Below are 22,784 nucleotides of genomic sequence, written 5' to 3'. Positions count from 1 at the left end.
CCAGCGCCGACATAAGTGGTCGGACGACTGAAACGAATGGGGCGCGCAGTGTATAGAAAAGCGGCGATGCCGCCAAGGGCTCCCAGTACGCAGCCCTTGTGAAAGAGGATCAACCCGGTGCAGAAAAAGAGGAGGCTAACGGCCAGGTACGCACTCGAGGCAGGCGGGATTGCCGGCAAAGCCGAACCGTTCGTAGATCGCGCGCCCATCACTGCTGGCATGGAGCCACAGCTTGCCCAGTTGCTGCTCGCGGGCATACGCCACCATGGCCACCAGCAGGGCATTCGCCATTCCCCGTCTGCGCCAGGCCGGCCGGGTGTAGATGTTGAGCAGGTACCCTTCCCGCCCCGCCAGATTGCCCGGGTAGGGCGGGCGCACGAAGAGTGCCAGGGTGGCGCACGCCACCACCTCGCCCTCCTCTTCCACCACCCAGCTACGGGCGCTGCCCTCTTCCTGCGCCTGCATGAAGTAGGCCTGCGTCGCCTCCCTGAGGACCGGATCCTCATCGGGCCGGGCAAGTTCCCCCACCTCGCAAAAGAGCGCCATGCGCAGTGTCGTCAGGGCGGGAATATCGGCCGCCAGGGCCTCGCGTACCTTCATCTCTTCTCCTTTGCATTCCTTTCCCACCCCTCAGTCAGGCAGGGCTCGTGTGCGGCCACCTTACGCCGGAGGCGAGCGACGGGCAAGGCGCCATCTGTCCAGCCCCAGGGGGCCCGCCCCCCACACGGCCAGGGTCAGCAGCATCCAGCCCCACAACTGGTGATCGTGAAAGCCTCCCGCCCAGAGGGCCGGGTAGGAGATGACCGCCATGGCGTTGAAGCCAAACAGCAGCAAGGCGACCGGACGGGTGAAGAGGCCCGCCAGCAGGAAGAGGGGCAGCAACAGCTCGGTCGCCGTGCCCGCATAGGCCGCCCACTGCCAGGGCAGCAGGGGCACCTGATATTCGAACTCGAACAGATAGAGGGTGCTGTCCCAGGCCGTGAACTTGAGCCAGCCGGATCGCAGAAAAATGGTGGCGACCCAGAGCCTGGCAAGCAGCAACAGGCCACCGCTGCACCAGGGCAAGATGCGTTCAACAAGGGGGCCAAGGGGCCTGGCAAGGGTTTGCGTTGTCATGGGGCAAGCTCCAGATCGACCAGCAGGTCGAGGGTGATGAGGGGGGCCAGGTGTTCGGCCATGGCGGGATCCTGAGCCAGCAGGCTGGCCAGCGGCCTGCCCTGCAGGCAGCCTTGCAGCAGACGCCAGGCGGCGGCATCCAGGGGAATGGGGTCGACCCGGTGTCCGGGGTGTTTCTTGAATGCCAGGGAGCAGACAGCATCCAGTTCCCTGACCGTCTCACCGCCGTGCAGGGCCATCTGCCAGAGCGCCAGCACCGGATGGGGGCTCTCCAGGAGTTGCAGATCGCAGGCAGGATGCAGCACCAGCCGCTCCCAGTGGTCAGGGGTCATGGCGGCAAGCCGCTCGGCGGGCCAGCGCCGCGTCTCTGGCGCAAGCAGCGAGACCCGCTCCAGCCCCCACTCGAAGCGGGCCAGATCCCCGAGCCAGGGCAACGCAGCTGTGGTGGGCAAGCGTGCCAGCCAGTCGCCAAAGCCCTCCCCGTAGTCCATGACGCTCCCCTCCTCCAGAGGTGCCGCCAGCACGAACCCTCGTGCCGCCGCCTCAAAGAAGGTCTCGCCAACCATGGCGCGTACCGCGGGGTAGCTGCTGGCGAGCACCTCGGTGAGGCCGAGGATGAAGTTGTTGCGATAGATCTGCAACAGGGCATCGGGGGCAAAGCGCCCCGGCTGGATGTGCCCGAGGATGGCATCATCCTGGCCGAGCAGACCGCTCGCAAAAGCGCGTTGCAGGGAAGCAAGCTCACACATGGGCGGCCTCCCCGAGCAGCCCGCTCACAAAAGTACCTTGCGGGGAAACAAGCTCAGACATAAGTGGCCTCCCCGAGCAGCCCGCTCGCAAAAGTACCTTGCGGGGAAACAAGCTCAGACATGGGCGGCCTCCCTGGATGTTTGCTGTGCCGCGCTCAGGATCTCGCTGGCACGCTGCGCCTCTCCCAGCAGCACCGGCAGCGGGGGGATCGCCAAATCCCATTCAATCAGGGTGGGGATGGCGCGCTGCTGGCAGACCTGCTCGTAGAGCGCCCAGACGGGCTCGGCCACGGGGGTGCTGTGGGTGTCGATATAGAGGGGCCCCTGGGGCAGGTGCTTCTCGGTAAAACCGGCCAGGTGAATTTCGCCGACCGTGTCGAGGTCGATAGTCGCCAGATAGTCGTCCACCTCCAGGCCGTGATTGACCGCGCTCACATGGAGGTTGTTGAGATCGAGCAGGACGCCGCAACCGCTGCGCCCAGCCAGCTCGGCCAGAAACTCGGCCTCCCCCATCTCCCCCGCCAGTTGCAGGTAGGAGGAGGGATTCTCGATGAGCAGTTGTCTGCCCAGTGTCTGCTGCACCCGATCTATCTTGTCGCTCATGTGCAAAAGAGCGGCCCGGGTGTAGGGCATGGGCAGCAGATCGTTGAAATAGCGCCCGCCGATGCTGCCCCAGCTCAGGTGCTCCGACACCCGCACCGGCGAGATGGCCGCCACCAGGGCTGCCAGCTGGCGCAGGTGCCCGGCATCGAGCGGATCGGCGGAGCCCAGCGACATGCCGACTCCGTGAAGGCTCACGGGGTAGTGCCTCGCAAGCTCCCCCAGCACCTCGAAGCCCTGGCTGTGGCGCTCGAAGTAGTTTTCGCTGTGTACCTCAAGCCAGCCCACTCCGGGCAGGGTGTGGCGGATCTCGTCGTAGTGCGGGGGGCGTAAACCGATACCGATCAAGGGGTTCATGGCTGGGCTCTCAATAGATAGGGCCATGATGTGGCGGGCGCCACACCATGGCATGCGGCTTACTTGGGTTGCAGGGACCCGCCAGCGAGCTTCTCGCACAGCCCCTTGGGCACCACCACGAAGGCATCCCCCTGGGCATCCATCTTGGCGGTGCCGGCGCAGGATCCGCCCTTGGTGGCGCAGTCGTTCTTGCCCGCCTTGACCACGCCGTAGCACTTCTCCTTGTCATCCGCAGCCATGGCCGGCGCGGCGATGAACTGGGCACCCAGGGCCAGCAGACCCGTCATGGCAGAGGCGATGGCAGTACTTTTTTTCACGTTCATGTCTCTATTCCTTGTTGTCGAGAGTGATGTCTCCGGCGCATCTCATCCGGCTACGTTCAATAGAACCGGACGAGGGGGGAAAAGATTTCCCAAAAATTGAAAAAACCTGAAATAAAGCCAACAGAAAACCAGCAAGTAATTGTTTTTTAATGAATATAAATTTAATCAAAAAAAGAGGCGGATCGGCGTAATCATCACTCACCAAGGGGCCTTGCGCCGCCCCTGCCGGGGGTGCCGGGATAACGTCCATCTTGCTTGGGCACCACACCGGCATAACAACAAGAGAGGGGCCCATGGCCCCTCTCTATCCCTTAGGCGAGCCCCTTCCCAAGGCGCTCGCTCACCCCTGGCCCCAGGCTCAGGTGGTCTTGACACACTTTTGCACGAAGCTGTTTTTGGCCGCCCCGGCAAGCTTCTTGTCCGCCGCCGCCTTCTCGCACTGAGCCGCCTTGTCGGTGGCAGCGTCCGTCTTCAGGCACTTTTGCACGAAGCTGTTCTTGGCCGCGCCAGCCAGCTTCTTGTCGGCGGCCGCCTTTTCACACTGACTCGCCTTGGCACTGGCGGAGGCATCCTTGACACACTTGCCCACAAAGCTGGTCTTGGCGGCGCCCGCCAGCTTCTTCACCGCCGCCTGGGCCTCGCACTCTTGCTGCGCGCCAGAGGTCGCGCTCTGGGCTACCCCCATTCCCATGCCCATGACCGTCACACACAGACTCAACACCATCAGGATCCGCTTCATATGTCACACTCCCATCATTCTATCCATTGTGGTTAGCCCCCACTCACGCGGGCCAAACGAGGCACCCTTGCCTCGCTGCACTATAGTCCCCCTGCCCCGTGACAACAAAATGCCCCTTACTCCTCGACAACCCCCTCCCTCCGGCCACCCGGCGCCTTCACTTCAATTGTTGAGCTGGCGCAAAAATCCAGCGCTTCCTTGCGGTTGCGTCAACTTTTGACTGGTTTGCGTATGAGGCTTGAGGATATGCTGGCCATTCGGCGCCTACTGCACCATCCGGGCCCCGCCCGCTGGTCGATGGAGCGCATTGGAAGCTGTAATCCAGGGGCGGTAGCTTGGGTTGGGGTCGGAAACACTCGATTTTGCAGGTGAACGTTGAAGATAATAAGGTTAAAAAATGGATAGGCTAATTAGCAACGAAAGTTTGCCGGATTCTGTCTGGTGTTCCAATAGTTCTGAAATGAGATTACCTGATAACTTGGTAAGTTCTTGGAAACAACTTTTAATTAATAACAATTTAGAAGATCTTGCAAAAACACCAGCGGAGAAAGGTTTTGTCGGAGGGATTTCTAAGGAAGACACGGATAAGCATCTAGCCTGGCGTTATAATGGGTCTTGTGCAAGAGTTATTCTATCTATGCTTGATCCAAAGCAAGAGCTCACTGAAATATCAAATGCTTATGCAACACTATTTGCTGGTAATAGAGTTCTTTTGGCAGACATACCAAGTGGCAGTGGTGCTGCTGCAATTTCAATCCTTTGCACATTAGCAGAATTACGCGAGAAAAATGTCATTCCAAGACATCCACTAGAAGTGGTGATTGTTGCTGGAGAAATTTCATTGTGCGCTCTTAATTATTTCAAGGAGCAATTAGAATTTATTGCACCTGTTTTATCAAAGCAAGCAATTACAATTGTTAATAAATCACTACTGAGCTGGAATGTTCTTGATAGCATGAGCACGACTGAATTAATTAGAGCGATGACAATAAACAGTATTAATTGCCAAAACAGAATGCTGATACTTTGTAATTTTAGTGGCTTTTTAACGAGCGATAGCAGTCGATGGAAAACAGCCAACACCAAATTTGAAGAGATTTTCAGACATAGCACCGATAATAACAGCGCGGTTATTTGGATTGAACCACAAACGAATAATGCAGGTACCCTTTTCTCAAAACTAACGGCTTGGTTCTCCTCAAAATTTAGTGCCTTGCTTCCCCATCAGAAAAAAACCGAGCAACTTAACTCTACAGTCGAATGCAAGCAGTCTTTGATTGATGGCAAATTTCAAGTGCATCTTTCCGTATATCGCTTTGATTTACCTAGGAACATTTAATGACATCGGTGATTGCGCTAAAAGCGCTAAATCAATATCGGCGAAGAGATATTTATGCTTACTTAGGGTTAAGGTATTACCTAAATAACTCTAGTGCTAAAAATGATTATTGGATTGAAGAGGTTTGCTGTAAATTAGTATTAGAAAGATCAGAGTACGGTTATCTTCAAAGCTATCATTACAAGGATTGCATTGATAAGAAATACATTTATAGAGATGTATATCTACCAACACCAATCGAAACATTAAGTGAAGCATTACTCATATATAATCTATCAAAATATAAAGAGTTCCACCCTAAACCATATGTCTTCAGCTATAGATATGCTGATGAAAATGATTTCACTGGATTGTTTTCTTCATACTTCGATGGCATCAAAGAACGGCATAAATTCATAGCAAATTTATGTTGGGAAAATGAAAATAGCTCTGTCCTTTACACTGACATAAAAAAATTTTATCCCAGTATTAAATGTGAAGATGCGTTACGCGTTTGGAACGAAAAGTGTCATAAATCTGCTCTGCAACCTAGATACGTCCAACTGGGAAATAAAATATTAGAAAATCATTTCGAGTTAAATTCAAAAAATTCTTCCGGTCATAGCATATTAACAGGCCCCATGTTCAGTCACGTCATAGCAAACCTTCTTCTTGACGATATTGACTCTAAAATGCATGAACTCACAAATGGCCGCTATTGTAGATATGTTGATGATGTTATCTTCGTAGGATCTCCACCCGAGCTGAAAAGTTGGAGAGGCCAGCTTGAAAAAATGTTTGATAACTTAGGGCTTGATTTACATGATGGTCAAAAGGATTTTTCTGTTGTTAATAGCGAGTGGTTAGAAGGAGAACACGACTTCAACAACTCAATCAGCCTCGACTGGATAAAGCTAATAGCGAATATAAAGAGATTTATTTTTTCTAATCCAGATAAAATAGAAATTTTATCTGAAGCATTTAAGGCGAACAGTATACGAATCCCTGTTCTAGATTACTCTGCTGTAATGAAAGAATCATCATCCCTCCAAAAACTATCTGATTGGATTAAGAAGTATCACTGGTCTTCAAAAGCCATTAGAAAAATATCTATCCAGAGCCTTATTTCTCAAGCTTTATCTTGTAAGCATGAAATGCTGAAAACAGCAAGCAAATATATCACCCTCATGTTAACCGCTAATAACTATGAGAAAAAAAGATACATACCAAAACTACGATTCATTTCCGGTAGGTTATTGATCCTTCTTAATCAAGAAGAATTACAGCAATTATTTGAAAAATTATCTAAACTTGACGAATTCCAGCAAATCACAATATCAATTCAATGTTTAATAACTAGGGATGTAACTGAGATATTAAAATTAGGTTCTAATACAACACAGGCTGTAGCTCAGTTATTAGCTATTGATTCGGCGCCAGTATTAATTGATGAAAAACGTTTAACGGACTCAAACCAAAAAGTAATAGAGCAATCTCTAGCGATATTGGATATAAATGGGATTGAATATTACATTGACACAATACCAAATGAGCTGAGGAAATTCTCAAAGGGTTTTGACATGGAAAAGTTAATGGAGTCTACCGATAGATATATCAAAGAGCTGGCATCATTGCATGGCGTAGGAAATTGTCGACATAGGGATATTATCTTGTCTTGCTTTGATCGAAATGAAGATCTTGCTATCGATATATTGAATCAAGTACAAAGCTCCAAAAGTGGGTGAGCTTGTATTCACTCCACCGGACCGCCACTTACAAGAACAATCTGGGACACTCCCCTTTCTGAGCCAGCCATTACTTGGCTGGCTCACGATTTAATCCCCCTCCAACCAATACTCCCTTTCAATTCCCACCCCGGCCACAAAGTCAGGATCGTGGGAAACCAGCAGCAAGGTGCCCAGGTAGTCGGCCAGCACCTGAGTGAGCAGTTGGCGAGAAGCGTGATCCAGATGTTTGTCCGGCTTACCCAGCAGCGGTCTGCCACTTATAGGATTACATCAAGCAATGTCGTCCCATAGGAGTTATCTATGGTGCAACGCCACTGCCCGCCTGGCTCTTTGCGAAACACATAGGTAGCGCGCCGGGTCTCGTCGATCCACCCCTCCCCGCCCGGGTAGCGCAGCCGGGTCTCCATGATCACCAGGGCATTGTCTGCCCCCTCGATCACCTCCATGGCCCCCTGGTTCACCTCAAGCTGACCGTCAAAGTAATCGGAGATGGCAGTGAAGGCGCGGCGGATGGCGGGAATGCCGCGCACCACCATGCCGGGTTTGACCACCAGGGCGGCGTCTTCGGCGTAGAAGGTCATCAGGGCGTCGAAGTCGCGCCGGGAGATGGCGGCGTCACAGGTCTCGATCAGGGTACGAAGGGGATGCGGGCTCATGCCGTGCTCCTTGTTTCAGGGGTATAGGGCGGGTTCCCCGCCCTATACCGGACATCAATACCGGACATAAAAAAATCCCCCGCTTTCGTGAAAAAGCGGGGGATCGTCAGCGTCTCATGACGGCTTAACCGAGCAGGAAGGCCTTGAGGCGGCCAAAGTCTGCGGGCAGATCGTGGGACAGGAGCGGCAGCGCGGCGTGCTTGGCGAGCGGGCCCGGCAGCGGCACATCCAGATTCAGGATCTCGTCCACCGACTCCTTGAACTTGGCCGGATGGGCGGTGCAGAGGAATACACCGACCTCGTCTTGCCCAAGCTGCTCGTTCAGCAGATCCCAGGCAATCGCCCCGTGGGGCTCGCACAGGTAATCCAGCTGATGCAGGCGTTTGAGCGCATCGCGGGTCTGGGCATCGTCGCGCATCCCTGAGCCCAAGGTTTCCAGCGCCCAGCCCTTGCGACGGCACAGCTCTTCCACGCGCGGCCAGTTGTTGGGGCGGCTCACGTCCATGGCGTTCGACAGGGTCGCGACCGTCTGGTGCGGCTCCCACTGGCCGGTTTTCAGGTAGCGCGGCACGGTGTCGTTGGCGTTGGTGGCGGCGATAAAGCGCTTCACCGGCAGCCCCAGCGCCTTGGCGATGAGACCCGCAGTGAGGTTGCCGAAGTTGCCGGACGGCACGCTGATGACCGCCTTGGCGCGATCCGCTTTCGGCAACTGGGCCACGGCTTCGAAGTAGTAGCAAACCTGGGCCAGCAGGCGGCTGATGTTGATGGAGTTGGCGGAGTTGAGGCCGATGGCGGTCTTGAGCCCTTCATCGTCGAAGGCATCCTTGACCAGCGCCTGGCAGGCATCAAAGTCGCCGTCGATGGCGAGGGTGCGAATGTTGCCCCCTAAGGTGCAGAAGAGCGCCTCCTGCAAGGGGCTTATCTTGCCCTTGGGGTAGAGGATCACCACTTCAATCCCCTCCAGGCCGTAGAAGGCGTGGGCCACGGCGGCGCCGGTGTCGCCGGAGGTGGCGGTGAGGATGGTGATCTTGTCATTGGTTCTGAACGCAGCCAGACACTGGGCCATGAAGCGGCCGCCGAAATCCTTGAATGCCAGGGTCGGGCCGTGGAACAGCTCGAGGGCATAGGTGCCATCTTTGAGCTTCACCAGAGGCGCCGGGAAGGTGAAAGCGGCGTCGATAAGCTCGCTCACCTTGGCAGCCGGTACTTCGTCACCCAGCAGGTGGCTCAGGATGCGGGCCGAGCGCTCGGCCAGCGGCAGATCCAGCAGGGCATCCACGTCGGCCAGCGGCTCCAGGGTCTCTGGGAAGAACAGCCCCTGCTCGCGGCCCAGACCCTGACGCACCGCCTGGGCGAAGCTCACCTGTTCACTCTTGTCCTTGATGTTGTAAAGATTCATAGCTCGCTTCCTGTTACCCGTGCCCCGGCCATGTCCAGTTTGCAGACCCGGGCAAATCCATCTTCATTGCGCACGAAGTGCGCTTCCATCCACTCTTTCATGCGTTCGGCCTGGGCCAGATCCTTCATCACCACGAACACGGTGGGACCGGACCCCGAGATGCCGGTGGCGAGCGCCCCGTTCTGGGCCCCCTGGGCCCGCACCTCGTTGAAACCTTCAATCAGGGCCGCGCGATAAGGCTCGGCGATGACGTCTTTCAGGACGCTGGCGGCCAGCCCTTCCTGGCGGCTGTAGCTGGCATGCACGAAGGCGGCAAGCCGGCGGCCATAGGTGAGGCAGTCCTGGCGGCGATACTGGGCTGGCAGGATGGCGCGGGCGGCGGCGGTGGAGACCACGGTGCCCGGGTAGCAGACCACCCAGTACCACTCGTCAAACACCGGGATGCCCTGGCTGATGACGCCCCCCTCCTCCAGCACCAGCTGCATGCCGCCCAGATAACAGGGCGCCACGTTGTCGTAATGGACGGAGCCGGAGATCTTCCCTTCCATCTCCCCCATCAGCAGCAGCAGGTCGTGTTCATTCAGGGGCGCACCGTGGAAGGCGTTGAGCCCTTCCAGCGCCGCCACCACGCTGCAGGCGCTCGATCCCAGGCCCGAGCCCACCGGCAGGTTCTTCTCCAGCACCATTTCCAGCGGCTTGAGACCCAGGCCGCGCTTCTCCAGCGCCTCGCCATAGGCGACCCAGCAGTCGTGGAGGATGTTCTTTTTCGGGTCGTCCGGCAACTTGTGGGCGTAACGGCCCACGGAAGAGAGAGCGAAAGGCACCTCTGCCGATTTGACCTGGACGCGGTCACCCAGCAGGGAGCCATCCACGGGGGCGAGCGCCGCCCCCAGGACGTCAAAGCCCACACTCAGGTTGGCGCTGGAGGCCGGGGCGTAGGCCACCACGCTGCCGCCGATTTCTACATTCGGGTTCATCTCTGAACTCATGTTACAGCTCCTGCTTCCAGTTCTGGGTGCGCAGCACGTCGGCGAAGACACCGGCGGCGGTCACTTCGGTCCCTGCGCCATAGCCGCGCAGTACCAGGGGGATGGGCTGGTAATAGGTGGAGAAGAAGGCGAGCGCGTTCTCCCCGTCTTTTACCTTGAACAGGGGCTCGTCGCCCCCCACCGCCTTGATGGCCACCTTGCACTTGCCACCCTCGATGGAGCCGACGTAACGCAGCACCTTGCCTTCACGCTGGGCCGCCGCGAACTGGTCGCGGAACCAGCCGTCGGCCTCGGGCAGGCGGGCCATGAAGGCTTCCACGTCGCCGCTCACGTCAAAGCCCGGCGGCAGTGCCTGCTCCACCTCCACATCGGAGAGCTCCAGCGCCATGCCGGCCTCGCGGGCCAGGATCAGGAGCTTGCGAGCCACGTCCATGCCGTTCAGGTCATCGCGGGGATCCGGCTCGGTGAAGCCGTTGCCGCGGGCGATCTGGGTAGCCTCAGAGAAGGCCATCCCCTCATCCAGCTTGCCGAAGATGAAGGAGAGCGACCCAGACAGGATGCCGTCGAAGGCGCGCAGCTTGTCACCGGCCTTGATGAGGTTTTGCAGGTTCTCGATGACCGGCAGGCCCGCGCCCACGTTGGTCTCGTACAGGAACTTGCGACGGGTCTGGCGGGCGGTGCGGCGCAGCGCCTTGTAGTAATCGAGTGACCCGGTGTTGGCCTTCTTGTTCGGGGTGACCACGTGGAAGCCGGCCCCCAGGAAGTCTGCGTACTGGACGGCCACGGCTTCGCTCGAGGTGCAGTCGACGATCACCGGGTTGATAAGGTGGCTCTCTTCCACCAGCTTCTTCACCGCCTCCAGGCTGAAGCTGCCCTGGGCTTCCACCAGCTGTTCACGCCAGTTGGCGAGGACCAGGCCATCCTTGTTGACCGCCATCTGGCGGCTGTTGGCAATACCCACTACCCGCAGACCGGTGCCCTGCTCGGCCAGTACCGGCTGCTGGCGGGCAATCTGATCCACCAGGGCTGCACCGACGCCACCCACCCCGACCACGAAGAGATCGATGAACTGCTGGCTGCCAAAGAAGTTCTGGTGGCACGCCTTGATGGCTTCCGCCACCTTGCCGGAGCGCACGACCGCGGAGATGGAGCGCTCGCTCGACCCTTGTGCGATGGCGACGATGTTGATGGAGGCCTGGGCCAGGGAGGTGAAGAAGCGCGCCGCCATCCCCTTGGAGGTGCGCATGCCGTCACCGATGAGGGAGATGATGGCCAGATCGGTCATGATCTCGAGCGGGTCCAGCAACTGGTTCTTGAACTCCAGCTCGAACTCGCGCTCCAGCACCTTGCGGGTCTTGTCGCTGTCGTAGCTGTGGATACAGAAGCTGACGCTGTACTCGGAGGACGACTGGGTGATCAGCACGATGCTGACCCCGGCGCGGGAGACGGCGGAGAAGATGCGACCGGCCATGCCCACCATGCCCTTCATGCCGGGACCGGAGACGTTGAACATGCACATGCCGGAGAGATCCGAGATGGCCTTCACCTTCAGATCGTCATCCCCCTGATCGACCCCGATGAGGGTACCCGGACCCTGAGGGTTGAAGCTGTTCTTGATGAGGCAGGGGATGTGGAACTGGGCCACGGGGGCGATGGTCTTCGGGTGCAGCACCTTGGCACCGAAGTAGGAGAGCTCCATCGCCTCTTTATAGGAGAGGGTTTTGAGCAGGTAGGCATCCGGTACCAGGCGCGGGTCGCAGTTGTAGCAGCCCTCCACGTCGGTCCAGATCTCGCAGCACTCGGCATCGACACAGGCGGCCAAGACGGCTGCGGAATAGTCGGAGCCGTTGCGGCCCAGCAGCACGGTCTCGCCCTTGTCGCTGCCACCGGTGAAGCCCGGCATCAGGTAGAGACAGTCAGAGCGCAGGCCCTTGGCGGCGAAGCGCACCCGGGAGGCTTCGATGTCCACATGGGCTTCGAGGTAGCCGCCATCGGTGACCAGCAACTGCTCGGGCACGATGAGATCCAGCTCGAGGCCGCGCACCCGCAAGAGCTCGTGCATGAAGGCGATGGAGAGGTTCTCGCCACGGCTCAGGATGCGGGCCTGGACGTTGTCCGGGCACAGCCCCAGCAAACGGATACCCTGCATCAGCCGCTCGACCTGATCCAGTTCACTGGTCAAACGAGCCTGCAGCGCCTTGTCATCCAGCGCGGGATAGGCGGCCTTCAAGCCGGCCAGCAGGCGGGAGAAGATGCCGTTGATCTCGAACAGGGTACTGCTTGCATCCATGCCGCGACTGGTCTGTTCCACCAGGGCGACCAGGTGATTGGTCACCTTGGCCGGTGCCGACAGCACCAGGGCCACCTGGGATTGGCCGTGGGTATTCACCGCGATATCGGCAACCCGCAAGAAACGCTCTGCGTCGGCCAGTGACGACCCGCCAAATTTCAACACTCTCATCGCTATCTCCCTGTATTCCCTGCAAATTGATCTGCTAATAGGTCTAAAAACAATCCAACAAAAAAGGCCCGTACTGGGTGGGTACGGGCCTTTTTCTGATTTCTGTGCTTGTTCGTCAGCGCATCAACCGGCCCCAGTGCCACCTGTGGTGGTACCGGTAATAATGGTGGTGGTGATGATGTTGGTGAATAGCTGCATGACGAACACTCTTGAACGAATCTGGTTGTTAGCAATACCGCGCCCGGCGAGGGGCTGTCAACCTAAACCTCCTTGCCAAACTTGCGGGCAAGGTCTTTGCAGAGCAGATGGAGCATATTGAGATCCCGCTGCGGCAGCATGGGCACTCGGTCCATCACCCATTGATGCAGTTTTTCATCCTGCAAAACTCCGAGTTCACCAAGCAATTCTGCTGTTTTTGATTTCAGCACGCGAACCTGCCCGGCACTCTCGAAATTTTCTGCTACGTCCTGCTCGTCGCTCACTTTCTGGTCATCGAGCAGCGGACTCAGCTCATAGGCATACAGCATGATCGCCTGACCCAGGTTCAGGGACGGGTATGAGACCTTGAGAGGCAGGTAGCTGATGAGATCCACCTGGGCAAGCTGTTCGTTGGAGAGTCCGGACTCCTCGCAGCCAAACACGATGGCCACCTTCTCGAGGGAGGGCTTGGCCCGGATCTGGTCGCGAATGTCCGCCGGGGTGAGGTAGTGCTGGTAGCGGCCGCGCTGCCGGGCGGTGGTGGCGACCACCAGATCCATGTCCGCCAGGGCCTCTTCCAGGGTGTCGAAGGCTTGCGCGTCCGTCAGGATCTCCTGCGCCCCGTGGGCAACCCAGCTCGCCTCCTCCTCTTCGTGCACCCGGCTCCCCACCAGTCGCATGGCATCGAAGCCCATGGTCTTCATGGCGCGGGCAGCAGCCCCCACGTTGGCGGCACGGGCGGGCGACACCAGCACAAAATAGAGTTTCATCGGGTTCTCTCCAGGATGGGGCCGACGCCGCGAACTGCGGCGAACCGTCGGCAAAACAGGGGCGCAATCTACCGTTTATCCCGAAATATTGCCACTTGAACAGATGTTTGGATGTTGCCATAGTGGCCTTGGACGCGAGTCCGCCGCCTCAGGGCACTGACGCCATGGGCCCGACAGATCACAAGGAAGAGAGAGATGCAGCAGCCATTGGAGCAGGCGGTCGCCGAGACGATCCTGCAACGTTTTGAGTCGTTTTACAGCCGCTTTCTCGAGATAACCCAGGGCAGCAAGAGCCGTTTCGAGAACAGCGACTGGCTGGGGGTGCAGCTCGCCGGTCGAGAGCGCATCCGCCTCTATGATCACCATGTCGGCGCCACCACGGCGCAGATCAAACAGATGATGGGGGAGCAGCTGCCGACCCAGGCCCTGCTCAAGCAGGTGAAAGGCGCCTTCAGCGATCTCCTGCCCCGCTGCGAGAACTTCGAGGTGGCGGAGTCCTTCTTCAATTCCGTCTATCGCCGCATCTTTCGCCATCGCAACATCCGCGACGAGAACCTTTATATCCACCCCTTCGTGAGCCGGGGTGACAAGCCTGACCTGGGATCCTTGCTGCGTATCTATCGCACCGATCTCTCCCACCTGCCCCAGACCCTGAGCCAGTTGCTCGGGGATTACAGCTTCACCCTCCCTTTCGAAGACAAGCAGCGGGACATCATGGACATCCACCGCCATCTGGCAGAGAGCGGCCCGGCCATCCTGCACGAGGAGCCCTTCGCCATCGAGCTGCTCAGGGAAGTGTTCTATCGCAACAAGGGAGCCTATCTGGTGGGGCTCATCCGGGTGAAGGGAGAAGTCTATCCCTTCATCCTGCCCCTGCTCAGCACCGGTCAGAGCATCTATGTGGACACCGTCATCTTCGAGCCGGAGCTTGCTTCCATCGTGTTCGGCTTCGCCCGCGCCTACTTCATGGTCTATGCCCCGGTGCCGGCGCTCTTTGTGGCCTTCCTTCGCCAGATCATGCCCCGCAAGCCGGACTATGAAATCTACAACGCCATCGGCTGCCAGAAACACGGCAAGACCGAGCTCTATCGTCACTACCAGCAGCACCTAGCCCAGAGCCGGGAGCAGTTCGTCATCGCGCCCGGCATCAAGGGGATGGTGATGAGCGTGTTCACCCTCCCCTCCTACGATGTGGTGTTCAAGGTGATAAAAGACGAGTTCACCCCGCCCAAGGAGGTGAGCCACGAGCAGGTGAAGGAGAAATACCGGCTGGTAAAACAACACGATAGAGTGGGCCGCATGGCAGATACCCAGGAGTTCACCAACTTCGAGTTTCCCCTCGATCGCATCTCGCTGGAGCTGTTGACCGAGCTCAAGGCGGTGGCGCCCTCTGCGCTTACCCTCACCGCCGACAAGCTGGTGATCAAACACCTCTACACCGAGCGCAAGATGATCCCCCTGAACCTCTATCTGGATCAGGCGGACGAACAGCAGACCCGCCTCGCCCTGGAGGAGTACGGCAACGCCATCCGCCAGCTCGCGGCGGCCAACATCTTCCCCGGCGACATGCTGTTCAAGAACTTCGGGGTGACTCGCCACGGCCGGGTGGTCTTCTATGACTACGACGAGATCTGCTACATGACGGAGTGCAACTTCCGCCAGATCCCGCCGCCGCGCTACCCGGAGGACGAGTGGAGCGCCGAACCCTGGTATTCGGTGGCCCCCAACGACATCTTCCCGGAGGAGTTCGCCACCTTCCTGCTGCAAAAACCCCAGGTGCGGGAGATCATGATGCAGTTGCACAAGGAGCTCTTCGATGCCAACTACTGGAAGATGCTGCAGAGCAACATCAAGGAGGGGATGTTCGAGGATGTCTATCCCTACCGGCGCAAGAAGCGGTTTCGCTTCCAGCGAGGGGGATGACCCGGCATCAGGCACAAAAAGGGACGCCATCGCGTCCCTTTTCACATTTTTATGCACGCCGGCGCAGGGGTCGCCTGCGACAGCCTTTGACGAGATTCCGGCTTATTTCACGGCGTCAAAGGTCAGCAAGGTGGCCTTGTCGGCATCCTTGAGTACCAGCTGTTTGCCGCTGATCTGGAAGCTCGCCACCTTCTCCAGGGTCTGCAGGTAGTTCATCTCCTTGCCGGCCAGATCCCCCGCACACATCATGCGCGTCGAACCCATGGCGCCCAGCGTCAACACGCCGTCACCCTGCTCTGTGATGTCGCCAAAGTAGCGGTTGCAGCCGCCCTTGCCCGCCACCTTGTCACCGGCGACCTGCAGGGTGAAGGTATCACCGCTCGCCCCTTGCAGTTGCCAGGTCGATGCCTGCAATTGTGCCAGCGTGGAACCCGTAGTCATGGCGCAGCCTCCCAGGGCCAGAGCGGCCAGCAGGATCAGTTTGTTGTTCATCAGTTCACCTCGTGATGGAGCGTGTCGTAACGACACGGAGTGAGGGGCCTGTGTACCATGACTGCGGCGTCAATCAAAACTCTTTTATTGTGATCGGGGTTCCCTTTACTCCCCGCTGGCATGTGCCATGCTTGTAGTCCTGTTCGGACCCAGGGAGGGGAAACGAATGGTCAAGTCTCTCGTCATCGCCATGGCATCCAGCCTCGTCTTTTCGGCTCAGGCCGCCGACTGGAGTTTTCTCCAGACCGAATCGGACAACCCGCTCTACGTCAAAAGCTATTCCGGCGTACTGCTCGGCAACCAGAGCCATCTTGGCGACAACTTCGACCTCTGGCTCATCAATACCGGCTACCAATACCCGCTTCAGGATGACATCAGCCTCTACATGGAGGCCGGCCCCGCCATCGGTCCCCAGAGCGGGCAGGCCGGGTTCAATATCAGCTCTGGGGTGCGCTATCGCCTCTCCCAGTCACTCAACATCGGCAGCCAGCTCAAGCAACTGGAGGTGAGCAAGGCCAGCACCTTGGTTGAGCTCAACAGCAGCCTGCTGCTGACGCCCCAGCTCGCGCTGACCGCCAACTACGGACTCAGTGCCTTCAGCACGGAACACTTTCTCACTCTGGGCGTGGGCTTCAACTTCTGAGGTTCAGAGGAGCCTGGCGCCACTCACCAGCACACCGTTGAGGTCGGCGTAGACATAGTCGCCGGGCGCTATGGTCACACCGGCAAAAGAGACCACGGTGTCCAGCGTGCCCAGGCCCCGTTTTTCGGTCTTGACCGGGCAGGGGGCCAGGGCCTTGACCCCCAGCGCCAGGGTCGCCAGCGTCCCCACATCCCGCACGGCACCATTGATGAGGATCCCCTCCCACCCCTGCTCCACCGCCTTGATGGCCAGCTGATCCCCGAGCAGCGCCCGACGCAGGGAGCCGCCCCCGTCGATCACCATCACCTTGCCATGGCCGGGACGATTGACCAGATCACGCACCAGGCTGTTGTCTTCAAAGCAGGAGAGGGTCACGGCCTCGCCGTAAAACAGCGCCTTGCCGCCATAGTCCTGAAACAGGGGGTCAGCGATCCTAAGGGCGTCGCCATGTTCATCGCAAAGGTCGGGCAGCAGGTCCAGCATGATCATCATCCTTCCATGGAGTGAAATGTGTCCGCTCATTCTTTCATCATGTCAGGGCGCTGACAATCCACCGGCCGGGTGCCCTGTGCGGATGGCGGGGGGCCATGTCAGCCCAAAGGCCTGAACCGCCAGCGGGACGCAAGCGCCCCCAGATGACAGGGCGGCCCTTCCAGCAACACGGGCACCAGCCAGAGCTCCCCTTCACGCACCCAATAGAGGGCATTCTGGCCAAATCGGGCGGCCAGCCGGATCGCCTCTGGCTGCGAAAGCGGCAACAACAACGACGCCTCCTGCCAGCGCTCATCCTCATCGCTCCCCCAGACCTCTCCCATGACGGGACAGTCGCCCACTTGCCGGACAAGGGCTCGCTGGCGACGGGCATTGCGGCGCAGCCCCACCCACCGGCTGGCCGGGTTCCAGGCCGTGACAATGGCATAGGCTGGGCAGCTGGGAGGCGCAAAGGGGGCGATGAAGCACACTTTTCTGTAGTTTTCCCACAAAGTCATGTCAACCACATGTTACATCCCATTACATTTATTAAGGGCGAAAAAGCGGGTCAGCCCAAGTATGATGCAGCGAACTCGGGGATTGACTTATATCAAAGCTGAGTTAAAAAGTTGCTATCTGACGGCAAAGAGTGTTGTTATGCGCCTGTTAACTGATAAAATGCAGCAACTTTTGTAATGGACTACCTCTCCGGGCTTCTCTTGTTCAGACTTGTTGAGAGCCCATGTACGGCACAGGGATGCTTGCCGACATAGTTACCAAATTCGCGATGATTCGACCTGATATTCATACCCAGGATGACGTAATAAATTTTCAGGACCGGTCGGATAACGCCAAAGAGTGTTAAAATTTCGATAATTAACTGATAAGAATCTGGGAATACTCATGCAAACACCACATATTCTGATCGTCGAAGACGAGCTGGTCACCCGCAACACCCTCAAGAGCATCTTCGAAGCCGAAGGCTACATCGTGCTGGAAGCCAACAACGGTGACGAGATGCACCAGGCCCTGACCAGCCACACCATCAACCTGGTGATCATGGACATCAACCTGCCGGGCAAGAACGGCCTGCTGCTGGCGCGCGAGCTGCGTGAAGATGACAACATCGCCCTGATGTTCCTGACCGGTCGCGACAACGAAGTGGACAAGATCCTGGGGCTGGAGATCGGTGCAGATGACTACATCACCAAGCCGTTCAATCCCCGTGAACTGACCATCCGTGCCCGCAACCTGCTGAGCCGCACCATGAACGTGGCCGCCGGTGGCGAAGAGAAGAAGCTGGTGGAACGTTATCTGTTCAATGGCTGGGCTTTGGACATCAACAGCCGCGCCCTGGTCAGCCCGGCTGGCGACATGTTCAAGCTGCCCCGCTCCGAGTTCCGCGCCATGCTGCATTTCTGCGAGAACCCGGGCCAGATCCAGACCCGTGCCGAGCTGCTCAAGAAGATGACGGGCCGCGAACTCAAGCCTCACGACCGCACCGTGGACGTGACCATCCGCCGTATTCGCAAGCACTTCGAGAGCGTGGGCGACACCCCGGAGATCATCGCCACCATCCATGGCGAAGGCTATCGCTTCTGCGGCGAGCTGGAGCAGGAGTAATCCTCCCCACTCCCGAGTTGAAAAGGCGCCCTGTGGCGCCTTTTCCATGTCTGCGCCTTTCAGCTTGGGCGCTTTGGCACTCTCGCCGGCATCAAAAAACAGACAACAAAAAGCCCACTCACAGGAGTGGGCTTTTTGTGTGAAGACTGGAGCGGGCAGCGGGAATCGAACCCGCATCATCAGCTTGGAAGGCTGAGGTAATAGCCATTATACGATGCCCGCTAGGCATCAAAACGTGCTCGGTGTGATGGGGAATCCCCACGACAGACAGCCATCTGGCCGATATGGACAACGGCGCGTGCCGCTATCTGGAATGTGGAGCGGGTGATGGGAATCGAACCCACGTATGCAGCTTGGGAAGCTACCGTTCTACCATTGAACTACACCCGCGTCAGTGGCCTCTACTATATGCATTTTGCCGCCGAGCGCAATCACCGACTTCGCATTTTTTGCCATAAATCAAGCTGTTCGGCCAACTAATGAGCATGAAGCCGATTTTTCACACAATGATGTTCATCCGCCCGGTTCTGCAAGGTTGCCAAGCCGTGGGGGCGACGATAGTCTTGCGCCACTCGTTTGAGGAGGGTGGTAATGGACAAGAACAGACAGAAACATCTCTATGGCTGGTTGCGCAAACAATCGGGCCATGGTCGGCGCTGGATCGGCATCTCCATCGCCTTCGGGCTGGGTCAGGGCGTCCTGATGGTGATGCAGGCCTGGTTGCTGGCGACCCTGCTGCACGGTTTCATCATCGAAGGCTCCACGCCGGAGCACTCCGCCCCCCTCTTCATCAGTCTGTTGCTGGTGACCCTGACCAAGGCGGCCCTGGCCTATGGCCGCGAGGTGGCGAGTTTCAAGGCGGGCAGTGCGGTGCGCCAGGCCATCCGCGAGCTGGTGCTCACCCGCCTCGCCAGGCTCGGCCCCGCCTATATCCAGCGTCGCCCCGCCGGTAGCTGGGCCAGCCTGCTGCTCGAGCAGATCGAAGAGATGCAGGACTTCTTCTCCCGCTATCTGCCCCAGATGGCCATCGCCGTCTTTATTCCCCTGGTGATCCTGGTCTCCGTGTTCCCGGTCAACTGGGCGGCGGGCCTCATTCTTCTCGGCACGGCCCCGCTCATTCCTCTCTTCATGATCCTGGTAGGGGTGGGCGCCGCCGATGCCAACCGCCGCAACTTCCAGTCGCTGGCGCGCCTCTCAGGCCACTTCCTCGATCGCCTCAAGGGGCTGCGCACCCTGCAGCTTTTCATGCGCACCCGGGCGGAAGGGGAGGCCATCCGCGATGCATCGGAAGATTTTCGCGAGCGCACCATGGAGGTGCTGCGCCTCGCCTTCCTGAGCACGGCCGTGCTGGAGTTCTTCGCCGCCATCGCGGTGGCCCTGGTGGCCGTCTACTTCGGTTTCTCCTACATCGATCACCTCAACTTTGGCAGCTATGGCGTCAAGGTCACCCTCTTTACCGGCCTGTTCGTGCTCTTCCTCGCCCCCGAGTTCTACGCGCCGCTGCGGGAACTCGGTGCCCACTATCACGCCAAGGCACAGGCCATTGGCGCAGCCGAACAACTGCTGGAATTTCTCGAGGCCGACGTGAGCGAACCCGCCTCCGGGACGCTCTCCTTCCATGCGGATGGCCCCGTCAAGGTAGAAGCCCGCAGCCTGGAAGTGCTGAGCGCCGAGGGCAAGGTGCTGGTCGGTCCCCTCGATTTCACGCTGGAAGCCGGCACGCGCACCGCCCTGGTCGGCATCAGCGGCGCGGGCAAGAGCTCCCTGGTCAATGCCCTGCTCGGTTTTGCCCCCTATCGCGGTTCCCTGTGCGTCAACGGAGTGGAGCTTCGTACCCTGGACATCAGCCAGTGGCGCCAGCAGCTAGGCTGGCTCTCCCAGAATCCCCAACTCTTCCACAGCTCCCTGCGGGACAACCTGCTGCTGGCCAGACCATCCGCCAGCGACGCCGAGCTGGAAGCCGCGCTCAAGCGCGCCCAGGCCTGGGAGTTCGTCAATGAGAAAGGGCTGGACTATCGGGTCGGGGATCAGGCGGGCGGGCTCTCCGTCGGCCAGGCCCAGCGCATCGCCCTTGCCCGCACCCTGCTCAAGACGACCCAGATGATGGTGCTGGATGAACCCACTGCCAGCCTGGATCGCCATTCTGAGCGGGCCGTCATGAGCGCCCTCGAACAAGCCGCACAAGGTCAGACCCTGCTGATGATCACCCACCGCCTCGATCAGCTCAGCCAGATGGACAACATCCTGGTGCTGGCGCACGGCAAGCTGGTGGAGCAGGGACGTTTTGCCGCACTCGGCGAGGCCCAGGGCCCCTTCGCCCGCCTCCTGTCGCAATCCCAAGGTTTCGGAGACTCTCTCGATGACTGATCTATTGCCGTTCCTGCGCCTTTATCGCCAGCACTGGCTCAGCCTCTCCATCGGCCTGCTACTGGCCCTGGTCACCCTGGTGGCCGGCATGGGCCTGCTCTCCCTCTCCGGCTGGTTCCTCTCCGCCGCCGCCGTCGCCGGGCTGGCGGTCGCCACCCGAGACACCTTCAACTACATGACCCCTGCGGGGGGCGTGCGTTTCTTCTCCATCGTGCGCACCGCCAGTCGCTGGGGCGAACGGGTCGTGAGCCACGACGCCACCTTCCGGGTGCTGACCCGGCTGCGGGTCTGGTTCTGGCAAAAGCTCTCCCCTCTCTCCCCCGGCTCCCTTGCCGGTTTTCGCCAGGCTGACCTGCTCAACCGTCTGGTGGCCGACATCGATGCCATGGATCACGTCTATCTGCGCCTCATCACCCCCATTGGGGCGGCGCTGCTGAGCTGCGCCGGGCTAGTCTTCTTCCTCTCCTTCTTCGATGGTCGCCTGGCGCTGACGCTGGGAGCCATTCTGCTCTTTGGCATGCTGGCCTTGCCCCTGGTCTTCTATTTTGCCGGGCGCGCGCCGGGCCGCCAGCTCATCGCCGAGAAGTCCAACCTGCGTACCCGCATGGTGGACTATCTGGACGGCCAAGCCGAACTGCAGATGTTCGCCGCCGCTCCCGAGGCGCTCACCGGATTGCAGCAGGCGGAGCAGGCCCTGATCCGGGCCCAGGCCCGCATGGCCCGCGTCAGCGGCCTGGCCGCCTTCTCGGTGCAGTTGCTGAGCGGCTGGACTCTGACCCTGATGCTCTGGCTGGCCGGTCACGGCGTCGGTGGCAGTGCCCCTGACCCCATCACGGCACTCATGGTGTTCGCTACCCTGGCGAGCTTCGAGGCGCTGCTGCCGCTGGCCGGTGCCTTCCAGCACCTCTCCACCAGCCTCACCTCCGCCCGCCGTCTCAACGAGATCCTGCAAGAGGCCAAGGCGCCGGAGTGGGGAGCACAGCAAGCCCCCGCTGCCCGGGGTGCCGTGCAGATAAGCGACCTGCATTTCACCTATCCAGGCCAGGATACACCCGTGCTGCAAGGGTGCACCCTGCAACTGCATGCCGGAGAGAAGCTGGCGCTGCTGGGGCAGACCGGCTGTGGCAAGTCCACCCTGATGGGGTTGCTGACCCGGGAGTGGACGGCCCTATCGGGGGAGATCCTGCTCGATGGCAAGCCCCTCACCGATTACAGCGAAGAGGCGCTGCGCGCCTCCTGCTCCGTGGTGAGCCAGCGGGTCCACCTGTTTGCCGATACCCTGCGTGGCAACCTCACCCTGGCCGCCCCCGGAGCCAGCGACGAACGGCTCATCGAGGTGCTCACCCAGGTGGGGCTCAGGACTCTGCTGCGCGATGAGGGTGAGCAGGCAGAACAGGGGCTGGATGCCTGGCTCGGGGATGGCGGGCGTCCGCTCTCCGGCGGGGAGCGCCGCCGCATCGGCATCGCCCGCGCCCTGCTCCACGATGCACCGCTCTGGCTGCTGGACGAGCCCACCGAAGGGCTCGATACCCAGACCGAACGGGAGATCATGGATCTGCTGCTGACCCTGGGGGCGGATCGCACCCTGCTGCTCATCTCCCACCGCCTGCTGGGGCTGGAACGGATGGACAGGGTAGCCCTGATGGAAGAGGGTCGCATCCGTCTGTGTGCCCCCCACCAGGAGCTGCTGGAAGATGATCACTACCGTAGCCTGCACCGACGACTGGCCCCCGCTTGATCCGGGGTCGTCTCGCTACAATCCATTGATATGGCTAAAAATGGGGCTGGTCGCCATCGGCGACTGCCCCCTATAATGGCCCACTCGCCACCCAACAAGATGCC

22 protein-coding genes, 2 tRNA genes and 1 other annotated feature are annotated in these 22,784 nt (G+C 59.2%); of the genes, 7 read left to right on the top strand and 17 right to left on the bottom strand.

The genetic code is table 11. From position 1 onward, the window contains the following. Positions 1–135: 135 nt before the first annotated feature. From AB5Y51_RS08595 to AB5Y51_RS08565, 7 genes are all read right to left on the bottom strand, one after another. The gene (locus AB5Y51_RS08595) at positions 136–600 is read right to left on the bottom strand and encodes a GNAT family N-acetyltransferase (RefSeq protein ID WP_151028717.1); all 465 of its coding nucleotides are present in this window, start codon (positions 598–600) and stop codon (positions 136–138) included. A 60-nt stretch (positions 601–660) separates the two neighbouring features. Continuing rightward, on the bottom strand, positions 661–1,116 hold the full coding sequence (locus AB5Y51_RS08590) for a DoxX family protein (protein ID WP_368178282.1): 456 nt from the start codon (positions 1,114–1,116) through the stop codon (positions 661–663). Next, on the bottom strand, positions 1,113–1,865 hold the full coding sequence (locus AB5Y51_RS08585) for a putative DNA-binding domain-containing protein (RefSeq protein WP_368178281.1): 753 nt from the start codon (positions 1,863–1,865) through the stop codon (positions 1,113–1,115). Before AB5Y51_RS08585 ends, AB5Y51_RS08590 begins: the two co-directional genes overlap by 4 nt. Positions 1,866–1,979: 114 nt before the next feature. Then, a complete protein-coding gene (locus AB5Y51_RS08580) occupies positions 1,980–2,822 on the bottom strand; it encodes a DUF692 domain-containing protein (protein ID WP_223930619.1) in 843 nt (280 codons plus the stop codon). A gap of 59 nt (positions 2,823–2,881) precedes the next feature. Next, on the bottom strand, positions 2,882–3,145 hold the full coding sequence (locus AB5Y51_RS08575) for a DUF2282 domain-containing protein (RefSeq protein WP_010673595.1): 264 nt from the start codon (positions 3,143–3,145) through the stop codon (positions 2,882–2,884). Positions 3,146–3,149: 4 nt separating this feature from the next. Then, on the bottom strand, positions 3,150–3,440 hold the full coding sequence (locus AB5Y51_RS08570; protein WP_368178280.1) for a hypothetical protein: 291 nt from the start codon (positions 3,438–3,440) through the stop codon (positions 3,150–3,152). A gap of 63 nt (positions 3,441–3,503) precedes the next feature. Then, a complete protein-coding gene (locus AB5Y51_RS08565) occupies positions 3,504–3,884 on the bottom strand; it encodes a hypothetical protein (RefSeq protein ID WP_368178279.1) in 381 nt (126 codons plus the stop codon). Between the two features lie 397 nt (positions 3,885–4,281). Between AB5Y51_RS08565 and AB5Y51_RS08560 the strand changes: the two genes are divergently transcribed. Both AB5Y51_RS08560 and AB5Y51_RS08555 read left to right on the top strand, forming a co-directional pair. Then, positions 4,282–5,223, top strand: coding sequence for a hypothetical protein (locus AB5Y51_RS08560; RefSeq protein WP_254231619.1), 942 nt, complete (start codon positions 4,282–4,284; stop codon positions 5,221–5,223). Beyond that, positions 5,223–6,947, top strand: a complete 1,725-nt coding sequence (locus AB5Y51_RS08555; RefSeq protein WP_368178278.1) for an RNA-directed DNA polymerase — start codon at positions 5,223–5,225, stop codon at positions 6,945–6,947. Before AB5Y51_RS08560 ends, AB5Y51_RS08555 begins: the two co-directional genes overlap by 1 nt. A gap of 260 nt (positions 6,948–7,207) precedes the next feature. On the opposite strand, the gene AB5Y51_RS08550 is transcribed toward AB5Y51_RS08555, so the two are convergent. From AB5Y51_RS08550 to AB5Y51_RS08530, 5 genes are all read right to left on the bottom strand, one after another. Next, complete coding sequence (locus AB5Y51_RS08550; RefSeq protein ID WP_368178277.1) at positions 7,208–7,606, bottom strand: DUF4440 domain-containing protein; 399 nt, start codon at positions 7,604–7,606, stop codon at positions 7,208–7,210. Between the two features lie 124 nt (positions 7,607–7,730). After that, positions 7,731–9,005 carry a threonine synthase gene (thrC, locus tag AB5Y51_RS08545; RefSeq protein WP_049636630.1) on the bottom strand — a complete coding sequence of 425 codons (1,275 nt, stop codon included), beginning with the start codon at positions 9,003–9,005 and terminating at the stop codon, positions 7,731–7,733. Further along, positions 9,002–9,994 (bottom strand): homoserine kinase, encoded by a 993-nt coding sequence (thrB, locus tag AB5Y51_RS08540; RefSeq protein ID WP_029314022.1) that lies wholly within the window; start codon positions 9,992–9,994, stop codon positions 9,002–9,004. The genes thrC and thrB overlap by 4 nt, the downstream gene beginning before the upstream one ends. Before the next feature lies 1 nt (position 9,995). After that, a complete protein-coding gene (thrA, locus tag AB5Y51_RS08535; RefSeq protein ID WP_042015804.1) occupies positions 9,996–12,455 on the bottom strand; it encodes a bifunctional aspartate kinase/homoserine dehydrogenase I in 2,460 nt (819 codons plus the stop codon). Between the two features lie 57 nt (positions 12,456–12,512). Continuing rightward, positions 12,513–12,643 (bottom strand) — a sequence feature (Thr leader region). A gap of 72 nt (positions 12,644–12,715) precedes the next feature. Continuing rightward, on the bottom strand, positions 12,716–13,423 hold the full coding sequence (locus tag AB5Y51_RS08530) for a tRNA/rRNA methyltransferase (protein ID WP_368178276.1): 708 nt from the start codon (positions 13,421–13,423) through the stop codon (positions 12,716–12,718). A 195-nt stretch (positions 13,424–13,618) separates the two neighbouring features. On the opposite strand from AB5Y51_RS08530, the gene aceK reads away from it, so the two are divergent. Further along, entirely contained in the window at positions 13,619–15,346 is a 1,728-nt protein-coding gene (gene aceK, locus AB5Y51_RS08525) for a bifunctional isocitrate dehydrogenase kinase/phosphatase (protein ID WP_213320690.1), read from the top strand. 102 nt (positions 15,347–15,448) lie between these two features. Here aceK and AB5Y51_RS08520 read toward each other — a convergent pair whose 3' ends face one another. After that, complete coding sequence (locus tag AB5Y51_RS08520) at positions 15,449–15,838, bottom strand: META domain-containing protein (protein ID WP_368178275.1); 390 nt, start codon at positions 15,836–15,838, stop codon at positions 15,449–15,451. A gap of 166 nt (positions 15,839–16,004) precedes the next feature. Between AB5Y51_RS08520 and AB5Y51_RS08515 the strand changes: the two genes are divergently transcribed. Further along, positions 16,005–16,481, top strand: a complete 477-nt coding sequence (locus tag AB5Y51_RS08515; RefSeq protein ID WP_323944126.1) for a hypothetical protein — start codon at positions 16,005–16,007, stop codon at positions 16,479–16,481. A gap of 3 nt (positions 16,482–16,484) precedes the next feature. On the opposite strand, the gene AB5Y51_RS08510 is transcribed toward AB5Y51_RS08515, so the two are convergent. Together AB5Y51_RS08510 and AB5Y51_RS08505 are read right to left on the bottom strand one after the other, a co-directional pair. Beyond that, positions 16,485–16,964 (bottom strand): putative 4-hydroxy-4-methyl-2-oxoglutarate aldolase, encoded by a 480-nt coding sequence (locus AB5Y51_RS08510; RefSeq protein WP_048208766.1) that lies wholly within the window; start codon positions 16,962–16,964, stop codon positions 16,485–16,487. A 107-nt stretch (positions 16,965–17,071) separates the two neighbouring features. Next, positions 17,072–17,470 (bottom strand): DUF3293 domain-containing protein, encoded by a 399-nt coding sequence (locus AB5Y51_RS08505; RefSeq protein ID WP_323882690.1) that lies wholly within the window; start codon positions 17,468–17,470, stop codon positions 17,072–17,074. Positions 17,471–17,855: 385 nt separating this feature from the next. Here AB5Y51_RS08505 and arcA point away from each other — a divergent pair, with 385 nt between their 5' ends. Next, complete coding sequence (gene arcA / locus AB5Y51_RS08500; RefSeq protein WP_010673581.1) at positions 17,856–18,575, top strand: two-component system response regulator ArcA; 720 nt, start codon at positions 17,856–17,858, stop codon at positions 18,573–18,575. Between the two features lie 147 nt (positions 18,576–18,722). On the opposite strand, the gene AB5Y51_RS08495 is transcribed toward arcA, so the two are convergent. Both AB5Y51_RS08495 and AB5Y51_RS08490 read right to left on the bottom strand, forming a co-directional pair. Further along, a tRNA-Gly gene (locus AB5Y51_RS08495) sits at positions 18,723–18,797 on the bottom strand. Between the two features lie 94 nt (positions 18,798–18,891). Continuing rightward, positions 18,892–18,965, bottom strand: a tRNA-Gly gene (locus AB5Y51_RS08490). A 201-nt stretch (positions 18,966–19,166) separates the two neighbouring features. Here AB5Y51_RS08490 and cydD point away from each other — a divergent pair. Further along, positions 19,167–20,942: a cysteine/glutathione ABC transporter permease/ATP-binding protein CydD gene (gene cydD / locus AB5Y51_RS08485; protein ID WP_113977878.1), complete on the top strand. Its 1,776-nt coding sequence runs from the start codon at positions 19,167–19,169 to the stop codon at positions 20,940–20,942. Further along, positions 20,935–22,680 (top strand): cysteine/glutathione ABC transporter ATP-binding protein/permease CydC, encoded by a 1,746-nt coding sequence (cydC, locus tag AB5Y51_RS08480; protein WP_368178274.1) that lies wholly within the window; start codon positions 20,935–20,937, stop codon positions 22,678–22,680. Before cydD ends, cydC begins: the two co-directional genes overlap by 8 nt. Positions 22,681–22,784 lie beyond the last annotated feature (104 nt).

Origin of the sequence: Aeromonas sp. R7-1 (assembly GCF_040908115.1) — a bacterium.
GTDB classification, from domain to species: Bacteria; Pseudomonadota; Gammaproteobacteria; order Enterobacterales; family Aeromonadaceae; genus Aeromonas; species Aeromonas caviae.
Note: the sequence above shows the minus strand (reverse complement) of the source record. Positions and strands in the feature narration are given on the sequence as shown.